At 69.6% G+C, this 23,322-nt stretch carries 22 protein-coding genes; 14 read left to right on the forward strand and 8 right to left on the reverse strand.

The window, feature by feature from the left end; genetic code table 11:
* The first annotated feature begins 53 nt into the window (after window positions 1–53).
* The 8 genes from ACGFSB_RS13335 (at window position 54) to ACGFSB_RS13370 (ending at window position 6,892) form a co-directional block, all read left to right on the forward strand.
* Window positions 54–659 carry a nicotinamide riboside transporter PnuC gene (locus ACGFSB_RS13335; RefSeq protein ID WP_393398085.1) on the forward strand — a complete coding sequence of 202 codons (606 nt, stop codon included), beginning with the start codon at window positions 54–56 and terminating at the stop codon, window positions 657–659.
* Window positions 656–1,954: a bifunctional 3,4-dihydroxy-2-butanone-4-phosphate synthase/GTP cyclohydrolase II gene (locus ACGFSB_RS13340; protein ID WP_393397908.1), complete on the forward strand. Its 1,299-nt coding sequence runs from the start codon at window positions 656–658 to the stop codon at window positions 1,952–1,954. The genes ACGFSB_RS13335 and ACGFSB_RS13340 overlap by 4 nt, the downstream gene beginning before the upstream one ends.
* Window positions 1,955–2,038: 84 nt before the next feature.
* On the forward strand, window positions 2,039–2,524 hold the full coding sequence (gene ribH / locus ACGFSB_RS13345; RefSeq protein ID WP_393397910.1) for a 6,7-dimethyl-8-ribityllumazine synthase: 486 nt from the start codon (window positions 2,039–2,041) through the stop codon (window positions 2,522–2,524).
* A gap of 35 nt (window positions 2,525–2,559) precedes the next feature.
* The gene (locus tag ACGFSB_RS13350; protein ID WP_055564821.1) at window positions 2,560–2,832 is read left to right on the forward strand and encodes a phosphoribosyl-ATP diphosphatase; all 273 of its coding nucleotides are present in this window, start codon (window positions 2,560–2,562) and stop codon (window positions 2,830–2,832) included.
* Between the two features lie 63 nt (window positions 2,833–2,895).
* On the forward strand, window positions 2,896–3,744 hold the full coding sequence (gene hisG, locus ACGFSB_RS13355; RefSeq protein ID WP_393397913.1) for an ATP phosphoribosyltransferase: 849 nt from the start codon (window positions 2,896–2,898) through the stop codon (window positions 3,742–3,744).
* Window positions 3,745–3,767: 23 nt separating this feature from the next.
* Window positions 3,768–4,238: a PH domain-containing protein gene (locus ACGFSB_RS13360; protein ID WP_393397915.1), complete on the forward strand. Its 471-nt coding sequence runs from the start codon at window positions 3,768–3,770 to the stop codon at window positions 4,236–4,238.
* A 240-nt stretch (window positions 4,239–4,478) separates the two neighbouring features.
* Window positions 4,479–5,828, forward strand: a complete 1,350-nt coding sequence (locus ACGFSB_RS13365; RefSeq protein WP_393397917.1) for a hemolysin family protein — start codon at window positions 4,479–4,481, stop codon at window positions 5,826–5,828.
* Window positions 5,825–6,892 (forward strand): hemolysin family protein, encoded by a 1,068-nt coding sequence (locus tag ACGFSB_RS13370; protein WP_393397919.1) that lies wholly within the window; start codon window positions 5,825–5,827, stop codon window positions 6,890–6,892. Before ACGFSB_RS13365 ends, ACGFSB_RS13370 begins: the two co-directional genes overlap by 4 nt.
* A gap of 38 nt (window positions 6,893–6,930) precedes the next feature.
* On the opposite strand, the gene ACGFSB_RS13375 is transcribed toward ACGFSB_RS13370, so the two are convergent.
* Both ACGFSB_RS13375 and ACGFSB_RS13380 read right to left on the reverse strand, forming a co-directional pair.
* Entirely contained in the window at window positions 6,931–8,802 is a 1,872-nt protein-coding gene (locus tag ACGFSB_RS13375; protein ID WP_393397921.1) for an AAA family ATPase, read from the reverse strand.
* Window positions 8,803–9,236: 434 nt separating this feature from the next.
* Window positions 9,237–9,893, reverse strand: coding sequence for a uridine kinase (locus ACGFSB_RS13380; RefSeq protein WP_393397923.1), 657 nt, complete (start codon window positions 9,891–9,893; stop codon window positions 9,237–9,239).
* Window positions 9,894–10,098: 205 nt separating this feature from the next.
* Here ACGFSB_RS13380 and ACGFSB_RS13385 point away from each other — a divergent pair, with 205 nt between their 5' ends.
* On the forward strand, window positions 10,099–11,469 hold the full coding sequence (locus ACGFSB_RS13385) for a peptidase C39 family protein (protein ID WP_393397925.1): 1,371 nt from the start codon (window positions 10,099–10,101) through the stop codon (window positions 11,467–11,469).
* A 296-nt stretch (window positions 11,470–11,765) separates the two neighbouring features.
* Here the strand turns inward: ACGFSB_RS13385 and ACGFSB_RS13390 are convergent, their stop codons facing one another.
* The gene (locus tag ACGFSB_RS13390; RefSeq protein WP_393397927.1) at window positions 11,766–13,247 is read right to left on the reverse strand and encodes a M1 family metallopeptidase; all 1,482 of its coding nucleotides are present in this window, start codon (window positions 13,245–13,247) and stop codon (window positions 11,766–11,768) included.
* A gap of 205 nt (window positions 13,248–13,452) precedes the next feature.
* Between ACGFSB_RS13390 and ACGFSB_RS13395 the strand changes: the two genes are divergently transcribed.
* Entirely contained in the window at window positions 13,453–13,620 is a 168-nt protein-coding gene (locus ACGFSB_RS13395; protein ID WP_393397929.1) for an SCO1431 family membrane protein, read from the forward strand.
* Here the strand turns inward: ACGFSB_RS13395 and ACGFSB_RS13400 are convergent.
* The 3 genes from ACGFSB_RS13400 to ACGFSB_RS13410 are packed head-to-tail and all read right to left on the reverse strand — an operon-like array spanning window position 13,598 to window position 16,057.
* On the reverse strand, window positions 13,598–14,554 hold the full coding sequence (locus ACGFSB_RS13400; RefSeq protein WP_393397931.1) for a hypothetical protein: 957 nt from the start codon (window positions 14,552–14,554) through the stop codon (window positions 13,598–13,600). The two genes, ACGFSB_RS13395 and ACGFSB_RS13400, sit on opposite strands and share 23 nt — an antisense overlap.
* Window positions 14,555–14,564: 10 nt before the next feature.
* Window positions 14,565–15,545, reverse strand: coding sequence for a DUF6114 domain-containing protein (locus tag ACGFSB_RS13405; RefSeq protein ID WP_393397933.1), 981 nt, complete (start codon window positions 15,543–15,545; stop codon window positions 14,565–14,567).
* Window positions 15,536–16,057, reverse strand: coding sequence for a DUF6230 family protein (locus ACGFSB_RS13410; protein WP_393398087.1), 522 nt, complete (start codon window positions 16,055–16,057; stop codon window positions 15,536–15,538). The genes ACGFSB_RS13405 and ACGFSB_RS13410 overlap by 10 nt, the downstream gene beginning before the upstream one ends.
* 233 nt (window positions 16,058–16,290) lie before the next feature.
* Between ACGFSB_RS13410 and ACGFSB_RS13415 the strand changes: the two genes are divergently transcribed.
* Complete coding sequence (locus ACGFSB_RS13415; RefSeq protein ID WP_393397935.1) at window positions 16,291–16,914, forward strand: TetR/AcrR family transcriptional regulator; 624 nt, start codon at window positions 16,291–16,293, stop codon at window positions 16,912–16,914.
* Window positions 16,915–16,993: 79 nt separating this feature from the next.
* On the opposite strand, the gene ACGFSB_RS13420 is transcribed toward ACGFSB_RS13415, so the two are convergent.
* Window positions 16,994–18,250, reverse strand: a complete 1,257-nt coding sequence (locus ACGFSB_RS13420; protein WP_393397937.1) for a glycoside hydrolase family 18 protein — start codon at window positions 18,248–18,250, stop codon at window positions 16,994–16,996.
* A gap of 400 nt (window positions 18,251–18,650) precedes the next feature.
* Between ACGFSB_RS13420 and ACGFSB_RS13425 the strand changes: the two genes are divergently transcribed.
* The 3 genes from ACGFSB_RS13425 (at window position 18,651) to ACGFSB_RS13435 (ending at window position 22,691) form a co-directional block, all read left to right on the forward strand.
* Window positions 18,651–19,826 (forward strand): acyl-CoA dehydrogenase family protein, encoded by a 1,176-nt coding sequence (locus ACGFSB_RS13425; RefSeq protein WP_393397939.1) that lies wholly within the window; start codon window positions 18,651–18,653, stop codon window positions 19,824–19,826.
* A 605-nt stretch (window positions 19,827–20,431) separates the two neighbouring features.
* Window positions 20,432–21,559 (forward strand): hypothetical protein, encoded by a 1,128-nt coding sequence (locus tag ACGFSB_RS13430; protein WP_393397941.1) that lies wholly within the window; start codon window positions 20,432–20,434, stop codon window positions 21,557–21,559.
* Between the two features lie 31 nt (window positions 21,560–21,590).
* Entirely contained in the window at window positions 21,591–22,691 is a 1,101-nt protein-coding gene (locus ACGFSB_RS13435) for a phosphotransferase family protein (RefSeq protein WP_393397943.1), read from the forward strand.
* 3 nt (window positions 22,692–22,694) lie between these two features.
* Here ACGFSB_RS13435 and ACGFSB_RS13440 read toward each other — a convergent pair whose 3' ends face one another.
* Window positions 22,695–23,138 (reverse strand): hypothetical protein, encoded by a 444-nt coding sequence (locus ACGFSB_RS13440; protein ID WP_393397945.1) that lies wholly within the window; start codon window positions 23,136–23,138, stop codon window positions 22,695–22,697.
* Window positions 23,139–23,322 lie beyond the last annotated feature (184 nt).

A 23,322-nucleotide genomic window follows, 5' to 3' on the forward strand; every position in this document is an offset into this window, starting at 1 on the left:
GGCTCAACTCCGAAGCCTTCACGGCCTTCGGGCAGCACGTGATCTGGTCCGACATGGTGGGCAACACCGTCGGCCTGATCGCCCTCGCGCTCGGCTGGCGGCGCTCCATATGGACCTGGCCCGCCCAGTTCCTCTCCGGCGTCATCCTCGTCGGCGCCTACGCGTCCGCACACCTCTCCGGCGGCGTCGGCAAGCAGCTGCTCGTCATCGGCGTAGCCCTGTGGGGCTGGCGCCTGTGGACCAACGGCAAGCAGCAGGCGCAGGACGGCTCCATCGCCGTCCGGTTCGCCACCTGGAAGGAGCGCGGGGTGCTGCTCGGCGGCACAGCGGTCGGCACGCTCGCGGTCGGGGCACTGTTCGCCGCCGTCCCGGATCTCTCCTGGAACCCGTGGCCCGACGCCTACATCTTCGTCGGCACGCTCGCCGCGATGGTCGCCCAGGCCCGTGGCCTCGTCGAGTTCTGGTTCGCCTGGCTCCTGGTCGACATGGTCGGAGTGCCGCTCGCCTTCAGCAGCGGCCTGGCCTTCTCGGGCCTTGTGTACGTCATCTATCTCGCCCTCGTCCTGTGGGGGATGCGCGACTGGTGGCTGCGGTCGCGCACCGTGTCCTCGCAGGCCTCGCAGGCCTCGCAGCCCGACATGGAAGGAGCCCCGGCATGACTGCGGCACCTGTTTGGTACAGCACGGGTCATGAGGAAGACGCCTCGGACCTCGCCCTCGACCCCGTAGAGGCGGCCATCCGCGACATCGCCGCCGGGCGGCCCGTCGTGGTCGTCGACGACGAGGACCGCGAGAACGAGGGCGACCTCGTCATCGCGGCCGAGAAGGCCACGCCCGAGATCATCGCCTTCATGATGAGCGAGTGCCGCGGCCTGATCTGCGCGCCCATGGAGGGCGACGAGCTTGACCGCCTCAAGCTCCCGCAGATGGTCGAGAACAACACCGAGTCGATGCGGACGGCCTTCACCGTCTCCGTCGACGCGAGCGGCGCGCACGGCGTCACCACGGGCATCTCGGCCGCCGACCGCGCCACCACGCTCCAGCTGCTCGCGGCGGGCACGTACGAACCCACCGACTTCGTGCGGCCAGGACATATCTTCCCGCTGCGCGCCAAGTCCGGCGGTGTCCTGGTCCGGGACGGCCACACCGAGGCCGCGGTCGACCTGGCCCGGCTCGCGGGCCTGCGCCCGGCCGGGGCGATCGTCGAGATCGCGGGCGAGGACGGCACGATGCTCCGCCTGCCGGAGCTGATCCCCTTCGCCCGCAAGCACGGCCTGACGATCATCTCCATCGAGGACCTGATCGCCTACCGCCGCGGCTCCGAGCCGACGGTCCGCCGCGAGGCCGAGGTCCGCCTGCCCACCGCCTTCGGCGACTTCACGGCCTTCGGCTACCGCTCGACCGTCGACGGTGTCGAGCACGTCGCCCTCGTCCACGGCGAGATCGGCGAGGGCGACGACGTCCTCGTCCGCATCCACTCCGAGTGCCTGACCGGCGACGTCTTCCACTCCCTCCGCTGCGACTGCGGCCCCCAGCTGGAGGCGTCGATGCGGCGCATCACGGACGAGGGGCGCGGCATCGTGGTCTACCTCCGTGGACATGAGGGACGAGGCATCGGTCTGCTCTCCAAGCTGCGCGCCTACGAACTCCAGGAGCGCGGCAGCGACACCCTGGACGCCAACCTGGAGCTCGGCCTGCCCGCCGACGCCAGGGACTATGGCGCGGGCGCCAGGATCCTCGACGACCTCGGCGTAAAGAGCCTGCGCCTGATGACCAACAACCCCGACAAGACCGACGCGGTCGTCCGGCACGGCCTGAAGGTCACGGGGCGCGAGCCCATGGCGGTCCAGGCGGGCGAGCACAACCTCCACTACCTGCGCACCAAGCGGGACCGGATGGGGCACGACCTGCCGTGGCTGGACACCCCCGAGGTGTCCGCCTGCGGCAATCAGTAAGTACTGGCATCAGCTAAGTACTGGCATCAGCTAAGTACCGGCATACGAAAACAGACGAGAACAGACGAGAACCAGGAGAAGCGCGTGAGCGGCAAGGGTGCACCCGAACTGAGCGTGAAGAACTGCGGCGACCTGCGGGTCGCGGTGATCGCCGCCCAGTGGCACGAGAAGGTCATGGACGGCCTCGTCGACGGCGCGCTGCGCGCCCTGCACGAGCTCGGCATCGACGAGCCGACCGTCCTGCGCGTGCCCGGCAGCTTCGAGCTGCCGGTCGTCGCCAAGGTCCTCGCGGGCCGCGGCTACGACGCGATCGTGGCGCTCGGCGTCGTCATCCGCGGTGGCACCCCGCACTTCGAGTACGTGTGCCAGGGCGTCACCCAGGGCCTGACCCAGGTCACCATCGACACCGGAGTGCCGATCGGCTTCGGCGTCCTCACCTGCGACACCGAGGAGCAGGCGCTGGACAGGGCGGGCATCGAGGGCTCCCGCGAGGACAAGGGGCACGAGGCGGTCACCGCCGCCGTCGCCACCGCGGCCACGCTGCGTACGATCTCCGAACCCTGGCGGTGAGCGGGGTCGGGGAGCCGCGTAAAGTAAGCGACATCATGTCCAAGAAGACTTTCGAGGAGCTCTTCACCGAGCTCCAGCACAAGGCCGCCAACGGCGACCCCGCCACGTCGCGCACCGCCGAGCTGGTGGACAAGGGCGTCCATGCCATCGGCAAGAAGGTCGTCGAGGAGGCCGCCGAAGTCTGGATGGCCGCCGAGCACGAGGGCAAGGAAGCCGCCGCCGAGGAGATCTCGCAGCTCCTCTACCACGTGCAGGTGATGATGGTCGCCCGCGGCATCTCCCTCGACGACGTGTACGCGCACCTCTGAGCCGTACGCCCCCGCCGTCCCATCTCCCCTCAAACTCCCCTCAACGCAAAGGAATCCGACCTCATGCTGCGCATCGCCGTCCCCAACAAGGGTTCACTGTCAGGACCTGCGTCGGCGATGCTCCATGAGGCTGGATACCAGCAGCGCAAGGAGTCGAAGGAACTCGTCCTCGTCGACCCCGACAACGAGGTGGAGTTCTTCTACCTGCGGCCCAAGGACATCGCGATCTATGTCTCGGCCGGCAAGCTCGACATCGGCATCACAGGGCAGGACCTCCTGATCGACTCGGGCGCGAACGCCGAGACGATCCTGCCCCTCGGCTTCGCCCGCTCCACCTTCCGCTTCGCCGCGAAGCCCGGCACGGCGAGCACCATCGCGGATCTCGCGGGCAAGACCGTCGCGACCTCGTACGAGGGCATCGTCGCCAAGCACCTCGCCGACAGCGGCATCGACGCCTCCGTCGTCCACCTGGACGGCGCCGTCGAGACCGCCATCGAGCTGGGTGTCGCCCAGGTCATCGCGGACGTCGTGGAGACCGGCACCTCGCTGCGCAACGCGGGCCTCGAAGTGTTCGGCGAGCCGATCATGAAGTCCGAGGCGGTCGTCATCCGGCGTACCGGCGCCGAGAGCGACGACCCCAAGGTGCAGCAGTTCCTGCGCCGTCTCCAGGGCGTCCTGGTGGCCCGTGCGTACGTGATGATGGACTACGACTGCCGTGCCGAGCACCTGGAGCAGGCCGTCGCCCTCACCCCGGGCCTCGAGTCGCCGACGATCTCGCCCCTGCACAACGAAGGCTGGGTGGCCGTCCGCTCCATGGTCCCCGCCAAGGAAGCCCAGCGGATCATGGACGACCTGTACGCCATCGGCGCGCGGGCCATCCTGACCACGGCCATTCACGCCTGCCGCCTCTGATGACCCGGCAGGAGACGCCCGCCATGCCTGACCAGACCACCCCCGCCCTGCCCACTCTGCCGGTCACCTTCCGGCCGAGCCGGACCCGGGTCGTGCTGCTCACCGCTGGAGCCGCGATCTTCGTGGTCCTCACGGTGATCGCCCTGCTCATCCCGGGCCTCAGCCCGGGGGAGCGGACCAGCTTCATCTTCACCGGGGCGCTGCTCTTCGGCGTGCTCATGCTCCTGAGCAGGCCCAAGGTCGTCGCCGACGAGTCCGGCGTGACCGTCGTGAACATCGCCACGAGCAGGCGCCTGGCCTGGGCCGAGATCGTCCAGGTCAACCTGCGCCCCGGCGACCCCTGGGTGTTCCTCAACCTCAGCGACGGCACCAGCCTGCCGGCCCTCGGCATCCAGCCCGGCATCGCCAAGGAGCGCGCCATCAGGGACGCCCGCGCCCTGCGTGCCCTCGCCGATACGCGATCGGCGGGAGCCCCCGAGACGCCTCAGGGCTGAGCCGGACCGACATCCGGGCTCACTCAGGGGCGCACGCCCTGACGTTCCGGGCCCGGTCTTGATTAATCTGGTGGCGGGGCACGCATGGTGTGCTGCCCCGCCCCTGACGGGTCCGCCCGGTCCACAGGGGCTCCTGCTACCCGAGGAGTGACTCCCTCCGGCGATGGACGGTTCGTCCTGTAGTACATGCGCCGCCCCCTCCCGACATACCGGGACTGGACTGACCAGGGAGGCGGCGGTATGACCACCTCCCTGCTGCTTCTCGGGGCGGCATTCCTGCTGATTCTCGCCAACGGCTTCTTCGTGGCCGCCGAGTTCGGGCTCGTCACGGTCGAGCGCCCGGACGCGGAGAAGGCAGCCGCCGACGGCGACCGAAGGGCTCGTACGGTCGTCGACGCCCTCAAGGAGCTGTCCTTCCAGCTCTCCGGCACCCAGCTCGGCATCACCATCACCTCACTGGTGGTCGGTATGCTCGCCGAACCGGCCCTCGCGCATCTGCTCGCGGGCCCCTTCACGGCCACCGGCCTTCCGGAAGGTGCCGTACCGGGCTTCTCCGTAGTGGTCGGGATGCTCCTCGCCTCCGCCGTGCAGATGGTGATCGGCGAGCTGGTCCCGAAGAACTGGGCGGTGTCCAAGCCGCTCCAGGTCGCACGGTTCGTCGCGGGCCCGCAGCATGTGTTCTCGCGGCTCTTCCGGCCCGTGATCTCTCTCCTGAACGCCACGGCCAACCGGCTCGTGCGGCTGCTCGGCGTCGAGCCGGCCGACGAGCTCGCCTCGGCCCGCACGCCCGGCGAACTGGTCTCCCTCGCCCGGCACTCGGCGCAGGCGGGCACCCTCGAACAGGACACCGCGGAGCTGTTCGTCCGCACGCTCTCCCTGGGCGAGCTGACCGCGCAGCACGTCATGACGCCGCGCGTGAAGGTCAGCGCGCTGCAGACCTCGGCGACCGCCGAGGACGTGGTGAACCTGACCCGCGCCACCGGGCTCTCGCGCTTTCCCGTGTACCGCGATCGCATCGACGAGATCGTCGGCATGGTGCACCTCAAGGACGCGCTCGCGGTCCCGGCCCACGAGCGCCTGAGAGCGCCCGTGGGACGCATCGCGCAGGCGCCGCTCCTGGTCCCCGAGACGCTGCCCGTGCAGCAGCTCCTGGAGCAGCTGCGCAGTGAGCAGCCGATAGCTGTCGTCGTCGACGAGTACGGCGGCACAGCAGGCGTGGTCACCCTGGAGGACATCGTCGAGGAGCTCGTCGGCGAGGTCCGCGACGAGCACGACCTCCTCGACCTGCCCGAAATCGCCGTGGCACCGGCGGAGGACGGCAGCCCCGCGTGGGACGCCGACGGCAGCTGCCGCGTCGACACCCTCCAGCGGATAGGACTCGACGTCCCCGAGGGGCCGTACGAGACCGTGGCCGGGCTCGTCGCCGATCTGCTGGGCCGCATCCCCGCTCCCGGTGACCGGGCCGAACTTCCGGGCTGGCGGCTCGCGGTGCGCCAGGTCGACCACTACCGAGCCGAGCGGGTGCGTCTCGTACGGACCGTGGACATCGGCGGTAGCCCTAAGGCACAGGTCGCGGAGGCCGTCCGATGAGCGTGCTCCAACTCCTGTTCGCCCTTCTCCTCGTCCTCGCCAACGGCTTCTTCGTAGGGGCCGAGTTCGCGCTCGTCTCCGTGCGCCGCAGCCAGATCGAGCCGCTGGACAGCAAGCGGGCCCGTCAGGTCCTCTACGGCCTGGAACATCTGCCGCAGATGATGGCGGCCGCCCAATTCGGCATCACGATGTGCTCGTTGACGCTCGGCGCGGTCGCCGAGCCCACCGTCGCGCATCTCCTGGAGCCGGTCTTCGAAGCGGCCCACATCCCCGAAGGCGTCATCCATCCGCTCGGGTACGCCATCGCGCTCGCCGTCGTCGTCTTCCTCCACCTCGTCATCGGCGAGATGGTCCCGAAGAACCTCGCGATGGCGGCCCCCGAGAAGACCGCGCTCTGGTTCAGCCCCGGCCTTGTCGCCTTCGCCCGTCTGTGCCGTCCGGTTACGGTGGCGCTCGGGGCCTGTGCGCGGGTCGTCCTGAAGCTCTTCGGGGTGGAGCCGAAGGACGAGGTCGAGGCCGTCTTCACCAGTGAGCAGCTCAACCGGCTCGTCGGCGACTCGGGCCAGGCGGGGCTGCTCGAACCGGAGGAGCAGGAGCGCCTTGAGGACGCCCTCGAGCTGGGTTCGCGCCCGGTGACGGACGTCCTGCTCGACCGGGCATCCCTGGTCACCGTGGGCGCATCGGTCACTCCCGAGCAGGTCATCGAACTCACCGGGCGCACCGGCTACTCCCGCTTCCCGGTCTGCGCGGAGAACGGCGCCTTCATGGGCTACCTGCACGTGAAGGACGTACTGGACGTCGAAGAGACGGACCGCGCGGTGCCGCAGCAGATCTGGCGGCCGATGACCACACTGCGCGCCGAACTCCCTCTGGACGACGCCCTGACGGTGATGCGCCGCGCCGCGACGCATCTGGCGCAGGTCGCTGACGCCTCGGGCAAGGTGCTCGGCCTGGTCGCCCTGGAGGATGTCCTGGAGCTCCTGGTCGGCGAGGTCCGCGACCCGGCGCACCGGGTCGCGGTGCCACGGAAACCTCAGGAGGCCAGGGACAGCGCCCTCGTGTGAGCGGTCGGGGCGGGGGTTTCAGCCCACCGTCGGGGGCTTCAGAGTCCCGGCGGATTCTGTGGTCCCCGCCCCGAGAGCACCTCTCCGTACGCCTGCATCAGGTCCGGGAGCCGCAGTGTCGATAAGTCGTCACGGCTCGGCTCGCCGGGGTAGCCGGTGAGCCGCAGGTCGCGGTAGGCGCAGCTCTTCTCGTAGAGCGTGCGCAGGAAGCGGCCGTTGCCGAGTTCGTCGATCCAGGACTGGTCGACGACATGGCCGCTGATCGAGCGCAGCTCGTCGAGCGCCTCCTCGTCCCACACATCGCCGTTCTCGCGGGCCAGGACCTCCCCGATGGAGGTGAGTTCCAGCGGGCGGTACGAGGGGAAATCGACGCGCGTGGTGAAGCGGGAGGAGAGCCCGGGGTTGGCGGCGAGGAGCCGGTCCATACCCTCGGGGTAGCCCGCGAGGATCACGACCAGGTGGTCGCGGTTGTCCTCGGCTCGCTTCAGCAGGACCTGGAGGGCCTCGTCGCCATACGCGTCGCCCTTGCCGTAGCCCGAGTTGGAGAGGGAGTACGCCTCGTCCACGAAGAGGACACCGCCGATCGCCGAGTCGATCAGCTCATTGGCCTTCACGGCGGTCTGGCCCAGATACTCGCCGACCAGGTCCGCGCGCTGCGCCTCCACCAGGTGGTCGCCGCCGAGCAGGCCGAGCGCGTAGAAGGCCCGGCCCAGAATGCGGGCCACCGTGGTCTTGCCGGTGCCCGAGGGGCCTGAGAAGACGAAGTGTCGTTTCGGCGGCTGCACGGGCAGCCCCTGCGCGGCCCGGAGCCGTGCCATGTTCAGCTGCGCGGAGAGCGCCTTGACCTGTCGCTTCACCGGTTCGAGGCCGACCATGCCCTCCAGCTCGGCGAGCGCCGCCTCGAGGAGTGCCGGATCGGTGGGCCCCGGAGGCAGTTGAGCCGGCCCCGGCTGGATGGGGATCACGGCCTTCTCGCGCACGGAATCCGTCTCGGCGGAGCCGCCGCCCGGCGGGAGTTCGGGCTCGGTGACCTTCAGGTCGCGGCCTTCTGTACCGAAGAGCGGATCGATCCCGTCGGGCGCGTCCATGACGTCCTGCCCGAAGCCGGTCATGGCGATCGACGCCAGGTCCGTCATCTCGTCGTACCCATCGCCCTCGGAGATGGCCGCGAGCCGCGCCGAGGTGTCCATGAAGGCGGGGTCCACCCGGTGCACCGCCCGGTAGAGGGGCAGGGCCGCCGCCGAGCGGCCCGTGCCCTCGTGCGCGCGGGCCAGCCAGTAGCGCAGCTCCTTGCGCTGCGGCTGCTCGCTGCGGCATCGCATCAGCGCTGCGGACAGGAGCGGCTCGGCCTGGCCGTACATCTCCAGGCGTACGCGGGCCATGCCTCCGAAGAGGCCTGCCTCGATGCCCAGCATCGCGTCGTCGATCAGCGAGTCCGTGTGCCGGACCAACTGGTCCCAGTCCTTGACCAGATAGGACCGGCAGGCGTGCAGGAACCGCACCTGGGGATCCGCGTCGACCGGTGGAAGGCCCGCCAACGCCCGGTCGAGCTCCGGGACATGGCGCCCGTCGAGCCAGTGCGACGCGTGCGCGAGCAGCAGGTCGCGCGTGCTCTCCAGGACGGGCTGCACCCACCAGCCGAGCCAGTACCAGGAATTGAGCGTGCGCCCGTGCCGAGTGCGCTGCTCGCCGAACCTGTCCCGGTGCTGGAACATCCGAAGGAGCGCCGTCGTCGTGTCGATCCGCAGCGCGTGCAGGCCGAGCCAGCCGTCAGCCATCCCCGGATCCATCCGCACCGCCGCCCGGAACTCCTCCTCCGCCTGCGGATAGGCGCCCATCGTGTAGGCGTCGACGCCCCTCAGCCAGGCGAGGTCGGCCGGGGCGGGTGAGCCCACCGCGTCGAAGTCCATCACGTCCCCCACAAACCGTGCCCCCGTTTGTGTACCGCCGGGCCGATGCCCGCCGGCAACTTCGCTGAACCGCCGTGCTGCGGACGGACGTTGAATCGGTGCGCAGAGCAGCCGTCCGGAAAATCGCACCGAAGGGCATCGTACCTGCGGGGGAGTGCTCGGCCGTAGGGTGCCGCAGCGCGGGATCAGGCAGGTGAGGGGGTATCCCGTCGTCACCGAGTGTGAGCGAATGGCGGCTCGTGGCGCCCGGAATGCGAGCGCGGAGGGCAGAACGAAGCCCCCGATCACGGGGGAACAACCGGGGGCTTCGCGTCTGCGGGCGGCCCCGAAAGACCGCACATTCAGAACGTAAGTCCTGTAAGGGCCCTCGGTCAAGCCGAGTTGAGGCACTCATGGAAACTCGGCGGAACTTCCGGAAGTCGCTTTCCGCGGGGTCAGCGCACTGCCCCCGGTCCATCACTCTGTGTGACGGATTGGCTCTGTGTGGCCGTTACATCCGGCCCCGGCAGTACCTCATATCCCTCTCGCAACTGTCGTACCAAAGACTGGGCAAAGGGCCGCGAGGGATCATCGGCGAAGTGCCGGCGCTCCGCGGGCTCCCACCCGTCCCAGAAGTCGCTCTGGGCTGCTCCGTCCCGGTGGCGGCCCCGTCCCCATGCCTCATCTCGGGGCAACTCCATCCACAGCAGCCACGCCAGGAACGGGCGCAGCGTGCGGCGGCCCGCGCCGACACCCTCGATGAGGACGACGGGGGCGGGCGGCAGGGTGCGGGTCTCGGCGCCGAAGCGGCGCGAGTTCCAGTCGTACGTCTCGTAGTGCGCCGTCTCGCCGCGCGAGAGCGGCACGATGACCTGCCGCCGCAGCCGCTCCGTCCAGCCGAACAACTCGTCGTGGCTCGCGATGTCGTCGAGGCGCAGGACGGGCGCGCCGCCGAGCGCCCCGGCGAGGCCCCTGGCGAGGGTCGACTTGCCCGAACCGGCGTGCCCGTCGACGGCGACGAGCCGGACGGGGCCGCAGGAGGGCGGAAGGCGGAGCAGGGAGTGGGCGAGGCGGGAGAGGGGAACGGGTGTGTGCGGTGGCTGTGCGGTCATCGCCTACCAGCGTACGGGTGCGGAATCCAGAGTTCCGCGCGCCGCCGCAGCTCACGCCAGTGGTCGAGGCCAATATTGACAGGTGCGGTGGTGTCCGAATCGCTGGCAGAAGTCGGCGTGCAGCAGCCATAGTTGGCATACCGCCGTGCATCTGACCTGCCCCTTCCGGATCCGTCCGGAACCCACGTCGACTGGGGGTCCCGCCATGGACCGAGCTGATGACATGTCCCGCAGAACCGTCCTCGCCGCGGCCGCCGCCGTAGCCGCCGTGGCCGCCACCGCGAGCCCGGCGCTCGCATCGGGCGGCCAAGGCCTACGCCGTCAGGCGCGCGCCGAGAGGCCGGTGAGCAACCGCTTCTGGACCTCGCACGCGGACTGGAGCGCGGGCACCGCCAACGGCACCCGTGCCGTCTCCGGAGCCCGCCCCGCCGTGGAGATCGCCCAGGCCGCGGGCCGCACCGACTACGCCGATCCGCACACCGGCAAGACCGCCACGTGGGAGTACGCCCAGTGGACGTCCCCGGTGCACCGCCCCACCACTCCCGCCACGGAGGTCGTCGCCTCCTGGAACGCCCGCACGCCCACCGGCACCTGGCTCCAGGTCGAGCTCCAGGGGACGTACTCGGACAAGACGAAGACTCCTTGGTACGTCCTGGGCCGCTGGACATCGGGCGACGACAAGGAGAAGGACATCCGCCGTACGTCGCTCGACGACCAGAGCGACGGCAAGTCCAGCATCTGGACGGACACCTTCTCCATCGACGACACGACGAAGGGGCTCCGCCTCGCCTCGTACCGACTGCGCCTGACCCTGTACCGCAAGCCGGGCGCCACGGTGACCCCCACCGTGTGGCGCCTCGGCGCGATGGCGTCCGACGTCCCCGACCGCTTCACGGTCCCGGCGTCCAAGCCGGGGCTCACCAAGGAACTGAAGGTCCCGCGCTATTCGCAGGAGATCCACGCCGGGCAGTATCCGGAGTACGACAACGGCGGCGAGGCCTGGTGCAGCCCCACCTCCTCGCAGATGATCATCGAATCCTGGGGCCGCAAGCCGACCGCCGACGACCTCTCCTGGGTCGACCCGTCCTACGCCGACCCCCAGGTGTGCCACGCGGCGCGCCACACCTTCGACTACCAGTACGCGGGCTGCGGCAACTGGCCCTTCAACGCGGCGTACGCGTCGACGTACAAGGACCTCCAGGGCGTCGTCACCCGCCTGTCCTCCCTCACCGAACTGGAGTCGCTGATCGCCGCGGGCATCCCGGCCATAACGTCCCAGTCGTTCCTCAAGGAGGAGCTGACGGGCGCCGGCTACGGCACGGCGGGCCACCTGATGACAGTGATCGGCTTCACGGCGAATGGCGACGTGATCGCCAACGACCCGGCGTCGCCCAGCGATCCGGCGGTGCGCCGGGTCTACAAGAGGCGGGAGTGGGAAAATATCTGGCTCCGCACGAAGCGCTACAACGCCACGGGAAAGGTCGTCTCCGGCACGGGAGGCGTCTGCTATCTGTACTTCCCGACGAAGCTGAGCGCGGCGCAGAAGGCGGCGCTGGCGGGGGTAGGGATCAGGTGACGTTCACCGGGGCGGGCCGGTGGCCCGCCCCGGTGGTGGAAGCGGTGGAGGTGGCCCAGGCGGGTGTGGAGGCGGTGGTCGGCTCTCGGGCCGGGCCTGGTGGTGCTGCCTCCGCGACTGCCACCAGCTGAGGAAGCAGAAGGCGCAGAAGTACGCCACGCCCTGGGTGGCGCCCGTCAACGCGGAGTCCGTCCCGGAATCGCCCCTGGCCCAGTGGGTCAGGCCCATGCCCGCGCCCGCGACGGAGGAGGCCCCCGCGCAGATCAGGAGCCCCCTCCGTGTGGTGCCCGCCCGGATCACGTCGCCGGAGTCACCACCCAGTCCGGATGCCCCGGCATCGGCGGCGTCTTCGAGCCGTACAGCCACGGGTGCAGGAAGCCCTCCAGGTCCTGGCCCGCCACCTTCGAGGCCAGGTCGATGTACTGCTGGGTGCTCGCCGTCTTCCCCCGGAAGCCGCTCACCCAGGCCCGCTCGATCTTCTGGAACGTCGCGTCGCCGACCTGCTCCCGCAGGGCGTACAGGACCAGGGCCGAGCCGTCGTACCGCATACGCTTGAAGAGGTTCGGCTCGGTCGGCTCGGCGGGGGCGCCGTAGTCCTTGCGCCACTGGTCGTGCGCCGCGTACGCGGTCTTCATGGCGGCCTCGAAGCTGTCGCCGCCGTGCTCCTGCGAGTACATCCGCTCGTAGAAGCGGGCGTGCCCCTCGCTCACCCACAGGTCGGACCAGCTCGCCAGGGCCACGCTGTCGCCGAACCACTGGTGGGTCAGCTCGTGCACCATGTTCCGCTCGGCGTCGACCTTCGTGCCCAGGAGGTCGGCCTTCGGGATGAGCGAGAGCGTCTGGGTCTCCAGGGCGACGCCCAGGTCGGTGTCGCCGACCAGGAGGCCGTAGCGGTTGAAGGGGTAGGGGCCGAGCTTCTTCTGGAGCCAGGTGAGGTGGTCGGGGGTGAGTTTGCGGTACTCCGCCGTCGGCTCGACCAGTGCGTCCGGGACGACGTCCCGGAGCGCCAGACCGTCGGGGCCCTTGCCGTCCACCAGCTTGAACTTGCCGACCGCCATCTGCACCAGCTGCGTGGACAGCGGCTGTTCGGAGTCGTACGTCCAGCGCACCCGGTCACCGGGACGCTCCGCACGGTCGACCAGCTTGCCGTTGGCGACCGCCGTCAGATCCTTCGGCGTGGTGATGCGGAAGGTGATCGGCGCCCGCTGGCTGGGGTGGTCGTTCCCCGGGAAGATCAGCCGCGCGCCGTTCGGCTGCGGATAGACCACCGTGCCGTCGGCGGTGGGTATCCAGCCGTAGTCCTCGATGGCGTCGTCGCGGTGCCGCGTCTGGGTCGGGTCGGCGGTGTACGTGATCTTGGCGGTGAACGTACGGCCCTTGGCGATCGGGGACTTGGGCGTGACCGTCAGCTCGTCACCGTCGCGGGACGTGCCCGCTGCCGAGCCGTCGACCGTCACGCCGTGCAGTGTGTTGCCACCGAAGTCCAGGTTGAAGCGGGAGAGCGACTGGGTGGCGGTGGCCTTGATCGTCGTCGTCGCCTCGAAGGGGGTCTTCGGGGCCTGCCAGTCGAAGTCCAGGGTGTAGCGGTCGACCCGGTATCCGCCGTTACCGTCCAGCGGGAACATCGGGTCGCCCAGGCCGGGCGCGCCCGGCATCGGTTTCCCCGATGCGGACGGTGCGGCCTGGGAGACCGGGCCGGCGGTAAGAGCCGCCGTCACGGCGACGGCGGCCGCGAGCGCGAGCCGCGCTCTGCGGCGAGGAGTCCGGTACGTGCTCATCGGGAACCCTTCGGTCGGGATGGTGCGCGAACGGTCGTCCTGAGGGACGTACAGCTTTAGACGCACGGCATCCCGCCGCAGTTGTGGGTGACCAACATCTCTCTCGCACGAGCCGGTCCTGCTGGCATGGTGGATGGGTCAGTGGGGGGAGTCCACTGCCGGACGTCGTGTCGTCGGACGCGACGCATACGTATCGAGTGATGCCATGACAGCGACCACCGTCAACGCCACCGCACAGACCCGTGCCACGGCCCGTGCCACGACCCGCACCGGGGGCCCCAAGGAAGACGGGCCGAAGGTGCTCGAGCACATCCTCGGCTGGACGCTCGTCGTCGTGCTCGCGATGCTCGTCACGCAGACCGGTCTGATGTGACCCCGGTCTCGGTCTCGGTCTCCGTCTCGGTCTCGGTCTCGGTCTCGGTCTCGTAAGGGTCCTCGTCCCGTTCGAGATCCGCCCGCCAGTGCCGATGCGGCACCCCCACCAGGCCGTAGAGCCACCGCACCGGCGACCGCCCCGACAGCAGCGTGAGCCCCGCCAGGACCGCGAACAGCGGGAGGCCGATCCAGCCGCCCAGGAGGCGGACGAGGACGCTCGCGATCAGCGCGCCGACGAACGGCAGGCCGTAGACCCCGGCCGCCGCGATGGCGATCGCCAGGAACCGGTGCACCTTGCGGTCCTCGTCCGCGCCCGGCAGTGACCAGCCCTCCATCAGCCAGCCGATCTCGGTCAGCAGCATCGTGCCGATCACGGCCGCGCCGAAGACGAGCAGCGCGAGGAACGTCCCGGACGTCAGGAAGTCCAGTACGTGATTGACGACGCTGTCCTGTCGCCAGTTCGCGAAGTCCCGCGCGCCTGGCGAGAAGAACCGCTCGTACCCCCTGCCGTCCCAGCCGTGGATCAGTGTCCCGAAGAGCAGGAAGTACCCGCCCACACACTGGAGATACGCCCAGTAGCCCGCCCCCACCAGGACGAGCCCCTGCGCCACAAGGAAGCCGATGATCGCGGCGACGGGAATCCCGCCCGCGTAGAAGAGCACGAACCCCGCCCACACCCCGTCGTGCCCGCCCGCGACATGCATCGTCGCCCACGCCGGGTTCTGCCACAGCAGGAAGAGCCCCGTCGGCACCATCAGGACCGCGGCGAAGAGCGCCGTGAGCGCGAGATACGGATTGGCGGCGCGGCTGCGCGTCCGCGGCCCCTCGCCCGCGTTGATCCGCTCCCACACCTGGAGCTGCCGCCCCGCAGAGAGCGCGAACGTCGCGCCGATCGCGTACGCCCAGAAGAGTGCGGACTGAATCTGGATCATGCCGATACCTTCATGCCGATGCCTTCAGGGTGAGTCCGCCCGCGACGATCAAGTCCGATGTGACCAGGGCCTGTTCGGCCTCCACGTCGGTCATGAAGGCGAACGGCGGCACTACGGGAGGCACCGGCAGCTTGTCGGGCGTGAAGGTCAGGCAGAGCAGCCCTTCCAGGCAGCCCTTGAACTTCGTCAGATAGAGCGTGACGGAGCCGCTCAGGTCCAAGGTGTCGGCGCCCAGGGCGAGTTCACGGCTGCCGTCGCGCGTCTTCAGCCGGTAGTCGGTGAGCGAGGCGGCCTTCATCTTCAGCACCATGACCTTCAACGGCCCGTCGGCCGTGGGGATCTCGCGTACGCCGGCCAGGAGGAAGCCCTGCGGCGAGAAGAGCGTGGTGGTGACCGTCGGCGGTGTCCTCGGTGTGACGACCGCGTCGCCGGGCGCCGCCTTCGCCGGAGTGCCGCCCCACAGCGTCGCCCCGATGATGATCACCGGAAGCAGCACACCGAGCGTCCGTGTGCCCTGCCCGTCCCGCACCTTCGGCCGCTCGGGGCCCTCCTCCGCGTCCTCCGGCACCGGCGTCCAGCCGAAGCCCATCGCGCTGCCCGCGATGCCGAGCACCATGCCCACCAGGAACCCGCCGAGATTGGTCGCCGCGAACGAAAGCACCGAAAGGATCAGGGCGTTGACGCTCACATAGTGATGGGCGTGCGGCAGGAGCCACAGGAAGATCCCGGCGGCGACAAGCGCGAGCCCGATGCCGATCGCCGCGAGCCCGCCGAGCCCCAGACTGACCAGGACCGTCAGCGGCGAAAGGGGCACGAGGAGCAGTTCGGCGCCGCCCAGGATCAGCAGCAGACCGCCCCAGAAGGGCCGGGTGCGCCGCCATCTGCGCAGCACCCGGCGCGGCTCCCGCAGCGGAAGGCGTTCGTCGAGCCAGCCGCCGCCGTCCCTGCCCCATGCCCTGACCCCGGCTCTCCGGCCGCCGGTCAGAAGCACTTCTTGCCGCCGATGCTGACGTCGACCTTCATGCCCTTGAGCCGGAAGTTCCCGCCGGTCGCCGACCAGGCGTGCGACTTCACGCCGGAGACGGTGATGTCCCCGGCCTGTAGCCCGAACTTCCCCTTCTCGCCCTTGACTCCCGGCACTTCGTCGAGTGTCGAGGCGTCCCGGCCGATCTCGGCGGTGCCGAAGCGGGCGTCGCCGTTCAGGTCCTCGCCGTCGATGATGAGATTGCTGGCGGTGACCTCGCCCGCCGAACCGCCCGCCGTCAGCTTGAACACCACGGTGCCCACCGGGGTCTTGACCTCGGCGGCCTGGCAGATGTCGGACAGTGTCGCGTCGCCGATCCCGAGGAGCGCCACCGGGTGCCCCTTGCCGTCGACGTCCCGGTCGGTCTGTACGTAGGACGACAGGCCCTTGCTGCTGAGCTTGCCGGATGACACCTGGAAGCTGGTGCCCGAGACGGCGAACGAGGCGGCGAGCGCCCCCTCGGCCATCACGGAGGCCATCGCGCCGACGGCCAGGACGGCCGGCAGGGCCACGACGGCCGTCTTCTTCCAGGAGGTTCTGCCCTCGCGTGAAGCGTTGCGTGCTGCGCCCACTGGTTTCCTCCCGTACGTCGTACCGCGTGCTCAAGCGTGCGTAAGGGGAGTGCGTGAAGCGCCTTCGGGAGCCGAATCGCAGGTGGCACGGTTCTGCCATACTGCGGACATCCCGAGGCAGTTGGAGACTAGGGCCGAAATTGAATAATAGTCAACAGCGCGGCACCGACCGCTCCGTGGCGCGCCGCGCCGAACTCATCAGCATCGGCCGGAAGCTGTTCGCCGACACGTCCTACGACGCCCTGTCGATGGACGACATCGCGAAGCAGGCGGGCGTCGCCAAAGGGCTGATCTACTACTACTTCAAGTCCAAACGCGGCTACTACCTCGCGATCATCGAGGACTCCGTGTCCGAACTGGTCGCCCGCGCCGGACGCCACGACGACCTGCCGCCCGTGGAGCGGGTGCAGCGCACCATCGACGGCTATCTCCGTTATGCCGAGCACCACCAGGCGGCGTACCGCACCATCATCAGCGGTGGCGTCGGGTTCGATACCGAGGTACATGCCGTACGGGACGGTGTGCGCGAGGCGATGATCGCCGCCATCGCCGAAGGTGCGTACGGCCGCAAGGAGATCCCGCGCCTCGCACGCACCGCGCTCCTCGGCTGGCTGTGCAGCGTCGAGGGCATCACGCTCGACTGGGTGGGCCACCAGGAGCTGACGCGCGACACGGTGTGCGAGCTGCTCGTGCGGACCCTCGGTGACACCCTGCGCACCATCGAGGACTTCGAGCCGTCCTTCCCGGCCCCGCCACGGCCATGAGGAACACACGGAGCGCACGGAGTACGAGGAAGGGGCGGGAGTCCGAAGACTCCCGCCCCCAACCAGCCAGTAGCGAAGATCAGTTGATGGCCTTGATCAGCTCGCCGTTCGCGGTGTCACCGCTCAGCTCCCAGAAGAACGTGCCGCCGAGCCCCGCCTGGTTCTTGTAGTCCATCTTCCCCGCGATGGTCGCCGGGGTGTCATAGCTCCACCAGTCGGATCCGCAGTGGGCGTACGCGGTCCCGCCGACGGTGCCGTTGGCCGGGCACTTGGCTTTAAGTTCCTTGTAGTCGTCGATACCCGCCTCGTACTTGCCCGCGGCGGCTCCGGTCGCGGTGCCACCGGGCTCCTTCTGTGTGACGCCCGTCCAGCCGCGGCCGTAGAAGCCGATGCCGAGCAGCAGCTTGTCGGACGGGACACCGAGGCCCTGGAGCTTCTTGATCGTGGACTCGGTGTTCCAGCTCGCCTTCGGTGCACCCTCGTACGCCTTCAGCGGCGAGTGCGGGGCGGTCGGGCCCTTCGCGTCCCAGGCGCCGAAGTAGTCGTACGTCATCGGGTTGTACCAGTCGACGTACTGGGCGGCGCCCGCGTAGTCGGCGGCGTCGATCTTGCCGCCCTCCTCCGCGTCGGCCGGGATGGCCGAGGTCACGAGGTTGTCCCCGCCGAACTTCGAACGCACCGCGGACATCACGTCCTTGTACGCCGCGCGCCCACTGGTGTCACAGGTCAGACCACAGGCGTTCGGGTACTCCCAGTCGATGTCGATGCCGTCGAAGACATCGGCCCACTTGGAGTTCTCGACGAGGTCGTAGCAGGACTGGGCGAACGCCGCGGGGTTCTTGGCGGCCTCGGTGAAGCCGCCGGACCAGGTCCAGCCGCCGAAGGACCACAGGACCTTGAGGTTCGGGTGGAGCTTCTTGAGCTTGCGCAGCTGGTTGAAGTTGCCGCGCAGGTCCTGGTCCCAGGTGTCGGCCACGCCGTCGACTGACTGGTCGGCGGTGTATGCCTTGTCGGTCGCCGCGTACGCGTCGCCCGTGGTGCACTTGCCGCCCTGGACGTTGCCGAAGGCGTAGTTGATGTGCGTGAGCTTGTCGGCCGAGCCGGACGTCTCGATGTTCTTGACGTGGTAGTTCCGGTCGTAGACACCCCATTCGGTGAAGTATCCGACGACCTTGGAACCGGCCGCGGCCTCGGAGCTCGCGGCCTTGGTGGACCCACTGTCCTGCCCGGCGGCTGCGCTGCCCGCGCCGGCGAGCAGTCCCGCGCCGAGCACGGCGCAACATGCGGAGGCGATGAGCGCCTTGAAGGAGGCGCGGGGGAGGTGCGGTCTGAGCATCGTTTCTCCTTGTGGGGGAGAGTGCACATGGGGGGACATGGTGCTGTTGACCTGCGGGTGCCAGGTGACGTCTGACCTGCGGGTGCCAGGTGACGTCAGTGAACGTTGAATTGGCATGAACGCGGAAAAGCGCTCGGCTGGACTCTAGGAGGACTAGACCAGTGGGTCAATGGTTCGGACCAATTTCAACGGCCGCCTTGCGGCCGTCGGTTATCTTTTAAGTGAGCGGTCGTTAACTAGTGACTGGCCGCCACTGATCGGGCATACTCAACGCGCCACAGCCGCTGGTCACAGCACCTTCCGCGACCCGGAAGGGCACCATCGGCAGGGCCGTGAGACACGGTGGCGCCGCATCACCCCGCGCGTCCGCCGCAGTGCCGAAAGGGAGGAATGCGCCGCCATGCCTGAGCGAACCCCGCAGCAGCCGGTCGACCGTCAGTTGCCTACGGAAGAGGCCCGGGACCTGCTCTCGCTCGTCCGTGACCTCGTCCAGCGGGAGATCACTCCCCGCGCGGCCGAGGAGGAGGACGCGGGGCACTTTCCGCGCGCCGTCTTCACCCTGCTCTCCGATTCCGGACTGCTCGGGCTTCCGTACGCCTCCGAATTCGGCGGTGGCGACCAGCCGTACGAGGTCTATCTCCAGGTCCTGGAAGAGCTCGCCGCCGCCCGGCTCACCGTCGGCCTCGGCGTCAGCGTCCACTCCCTGTCCTGCCACGCGCTCGCGGGCTACGGAACCAAGGAACAGCAGGCCGAGCACCTCCCCGCGATGCTCGGCGGCGGTCTGCTCGGGGCGTACTGCCTCTCGGAGCCCGCGGCAGGGTCCGACGCCGCGTCCCTGTCGACGAAGGCCGTGCGAGATGGCGACCACTGGGTGATCACCGGTACGAAGGCGTGGATCACGCACGGCGGAGTCGCCGACTTCTACACCGTTCTGGCCCGCACCGGCGGCGAAGGCGCCCGAGGCATCTCCGCGTTCCTGGTGCCGGGCGACGCCGAGGGCCTGAGCGCGGCACTTCCCGAGAAGAAGATGGGCATGAAGGGCTCGCCCACCGCCCAGATCCACTTCGACGGGGTACGGGTCTCCGACGCGCGCCGCATCGGTGAGGAGGGCCAGGGCTTCGCGATCGCGCTCTCCGCGCTCGACGGCGGGCGGCTCGGCATCGCGGCCTGCGCGATCGGCGTTGCCCAGGCGGCCCTTGACGAGGCCCTGCGCTATGCCACCGAGCGGCGGCAGTTCGGGCGGCCGATCGCCGACTTCCAGGGCCTGCGGTTCATGCTCGCGGACATGGCGACGCAGATCGAGGCGGGCCGGGCGCTCTACCTGGCGGCGGCGCGTCTGCGGGACGCCGGCAGGCCGTTCTCCAAGCAGGCGGCCATGGCCAAGCTGCTGTGCACCGACGCCGCGATGAAGGTCACGACGGACGCCGTGCAGGTCCTCGGCGGCTATGGGTACACCGCGGACTTCCCCGTGGAGCGTTTGATGCGCGAGGCCAAGGTGCTCCAGATCGTCGAGGGCACCAATCAGATCCAGCGGATGGTCATCGCCCGTCACCTCGTGGGTCCCGACTCGCGCTGAACTCACCTCGCGAGTCCCGACTCGCGCTGAACTGGCCGAGCCTGACCGGAGGCGCCGCGAGGCGCACCCACTCCGGGTCGTGGCGCCCCGGCAGGGTCTTGCCCCGCTCGGCCCAGTGCCGGATCAGGGCGCGGTAGATGGGCGGATCCTGCACATGCGGCGGCTGGGGCTGCGGCGGCTGGGGGCGCTGTGGAGCCTGGGTGTGCTGGGCCGGCTGAGGGCGCTGGGGTGGCGGCTGAGGGGGCTGGGGAACCGATTCTGCCGACGAAGGGGGAGCCGTCAGGAGGGTGCGCCTCCGGCGGCCGGTCGGCTGGTGGGCGGTGGGGGTCGGCGTGGGGGTGGTCATACGGGGCCAACGCGCGGTGCGGGGGACAAGTCACCACCCGTCGGATTCGAGCGTGAGTTCGCGGCTTCCCCGGGTGACGGCGGGCCGTCCGCTCCCGCGATCTGTGCGTCCGCACCAGCCGCGGGCGGTCGAAGGCGCCGTGAATGCGGGGCGGCACGTGTCTGGCTCCGTCGCATTGTCTGACGTACCGTCAACTTCGCGTCGGGGCCTGTCGTTTGCCCGGCGTCCACCAACTGCCGTGCGCCCAGGGAGGTTTGCCGTGGCAGACGACCGTCCCGTTCCGCTCGACGAGTACCCGATCCACCAGGTGCCGCTCTCCATGAAGCAGGTCGCGACGGGCGACCGCAACGCCTACGACCGCTGCATCTTCCACCTCTTCGACCATGAGGGACGCGCGCTCCTCATCCTCGGGCTCGGCGTCTACCCGAACGTCGGTGTGATCGACGCCTACGCCACTCTGCGCAGAGGAGATACGCTCCATGCTGTACGCGCATCGGACGCGCTGGGCGACGACCGGATGAACCTCTCCGTCGGCCCGCTGACCATCACCGTCGAGGAGCCGCTGCGCAGGCTGCGCCTGACGTGCGCCGCCGATCCCGACGACCCCGAATCCCTCTCGTACGACATCACGTGGACCGCCGGATTCCCCGCCCTCTGGGAGCCGCACCACATCCAGCGGCGCGGCGACCGGCTCTCGCTCGAAGGCCGCCGCTTCGTCCAGGCGGGCGGCTGCGCGGGGACGATCCGCGTCGGTGGCGAGGAGATTCCGGTGACGGCGGGGGAGTGGACCGCCACTCGCGACCGGAGTTGGGGCGTACGGCCGATCCCCGGCGAGGAACGCGGGCGTCTTGAAGAGGAGTTCGGCACCGAGGGATTCCACTGGATCTGGAACCCGGTGCGCTTCGACGACCGCTTCCTGATGGTCATCGCCCAGGAGGATGCGGACGGCTACCGCACCCTCAACGAAGCGACGCTCGTACGGCCGGGGCAGCGCGACCGCCAACTCGGCTGGCCCCAGGCCGACATCACCTACCGCTCAGGCACCCGCCATCCCGAGCGCGCCGTCATCCACCTCACCGATCCCGATGGGCGCAAGCCGCTGGAGCTCGGCGTCGAGGTCCTGACGTCCCTGCCGCTCGCCGTGGGCGCCGGTTACCCGCCCGCGGACGACTGGCAGCACGGCACCTGGCAGGGGCGCGACTGGACCGACCGTCGTACGTACGACCTGTCGGACCCGGCGGCGCACCCCATGGCCGCGTACGGAGTCATCGACCACGCGGCCCGCTTCACCCTCAACGGGCAGACGGGGTATGGCATTTTCGAGCACGGCAGCTTCGGCCGCCACGACCCGAGCGGCTTCACCGGCTTCGACTCGGTAGCGCCCTGAGACTCGGTAGCGCCCTGAGAGGAGCCCTGAGATGGCGAACGCACCCCGTCAGCCCCGCCCCCGTACCTCCACCCGTGAACCCGATGAGCTCGCCCGCAGGCTCACGGCCTGGCTCGACACGCGGCTCCCCGGCGCCAAGGCCACCGGTGTGCGGGTGCCCGAGTCCAACGGCATGTCGAGCGAGACCCTGCTCTTCGACATCGAGCACCCCCAACCACCGCTGCGGGCCTGCGCGTTGCGCGTGGCCGCGGACCCTGCGGCTTACACGATCTTCCCGGTCTACGACCTGCCGCGCCAGCACCGCACGATGCGGCTCGTCGCCGAGCACACCGACCTGCCCGTGCCGCGCGTGCTCTGGCTCGAGGAGGACCCGGGGCCGCTCGGCGCGCCCTTCTTCGTCATGGAGCGGGTCGAGGGGCGCGTGCCGCCGGACGTCATGCCCTATACATACGAGGGGAATTGGCTGTACTCCGCGAGTGACGCCGAACGCGCGCGCCTGGAGGAAGCGTCGATCCGCCTGATCGCCCACCTCCACGACCAAGTGCCCGTCAAAGAGGCCGAGTTCCTGGCCCTGCCCGGCGAGGGCAGCCCGCTGCGCCGCCACGTCGACGCCCAACGCGCCTACTACGACTGGGTGGTGGACGACCTGCCCCGCTCACCTCTCATCGAGAGCGCTTTCGAGCGGCTCGAGGAGTGGTGGCCCGAGGTCGAGGGTGAGACCGTCCTCAACTGGGGTGACGCGCGCATCGGCAATGTCATCTACGACGGCTTCGAACCCGCGGCCGTGCTCGACTGGGAGATGGCGGCGCTCGCACCCCGCGAGGTAGACATCGGATGGATGGTCTATCTGCACCGCTTCTTCCAGGACCTGACGGTGAGCTTCGGACAGGACGGCCTGCCCGGCTTCCTGCACCGCGACCGCGTCGAGGAGCGCTACGCCCAACTCACCGGCCACACACCGCGGTCCATGGACTTCCACACGCTGTACGCGGCGCTGCGGCACGCCATCGTGATGTTGCGCGTCGCCTACCGGCAGGTGCACTTCGGCGAGGTCGCCGTGCCCGTGGATCCGGACATGCTGATCCTGCACCACGCCAGCCTCACGGCGATGGTGCAGGGCAGCTACTGGTAGGCGTCAGGCCGCGGAACGGTGATCCTGCTCGGGCACGCGACGCGGGCGCGAGCTCTGGCCGCCGGCGTGCGAGAAGGGCTGCGTCCGCCAGTCGAGTCCCTGAGGGAGCGTCAACAGCAGGCCCATCTCCTGCTCCTGAGCCTCCATCGTCTCGTCCGCGGGCTGCGCGTCGGCCGCGGCGCGACCCGTCCCCGTGCACACCGTGAGACCGAACGGGTTCCACGGAGTGGCGCAGAGGGCGTGCTCGGGCAGTACGTCCTCGTCGGCGAGGAGCGCGATCGGCTGCGCGCAGTCGGGGCATGTCACTCGGTACATCTCGAAGGTGTCGTACGCGTCGAACTCGGATTCACCCGGTTCGACGCCCTCCGATACGAGTGCCGACGCGGATTCATCGGAGCGCTGCTGCTTGCTACGGGCAGAGCGACCGGGGCGCTTCAAGTTCTGCATGGGATTCTCCCCCTTGGGTGGGCCGAGAAGGCGCTGCGGCCTCGACCACAGCAAGCACTTCCCGTCCCGTCGTAGGGGTAATCGTGGCATCCCATTGGACACGGTCACAGGTATGTGGCGTTCGTCACATGCCCGGCGAAGATGCCGCCGCAGTGCCGACGGGTATCCGGAGGGATCAAGAGCC

Origin of the sequence: Streptomyces sp. NPDC048441 (assembly GCF_043200235.1) — a bacterium.
Taxonomy (GTDB): Bacteria; Actinomycetota; Actinomycetes; order Streptomycetales; family Streptomycetaceae; genus Streptomyces.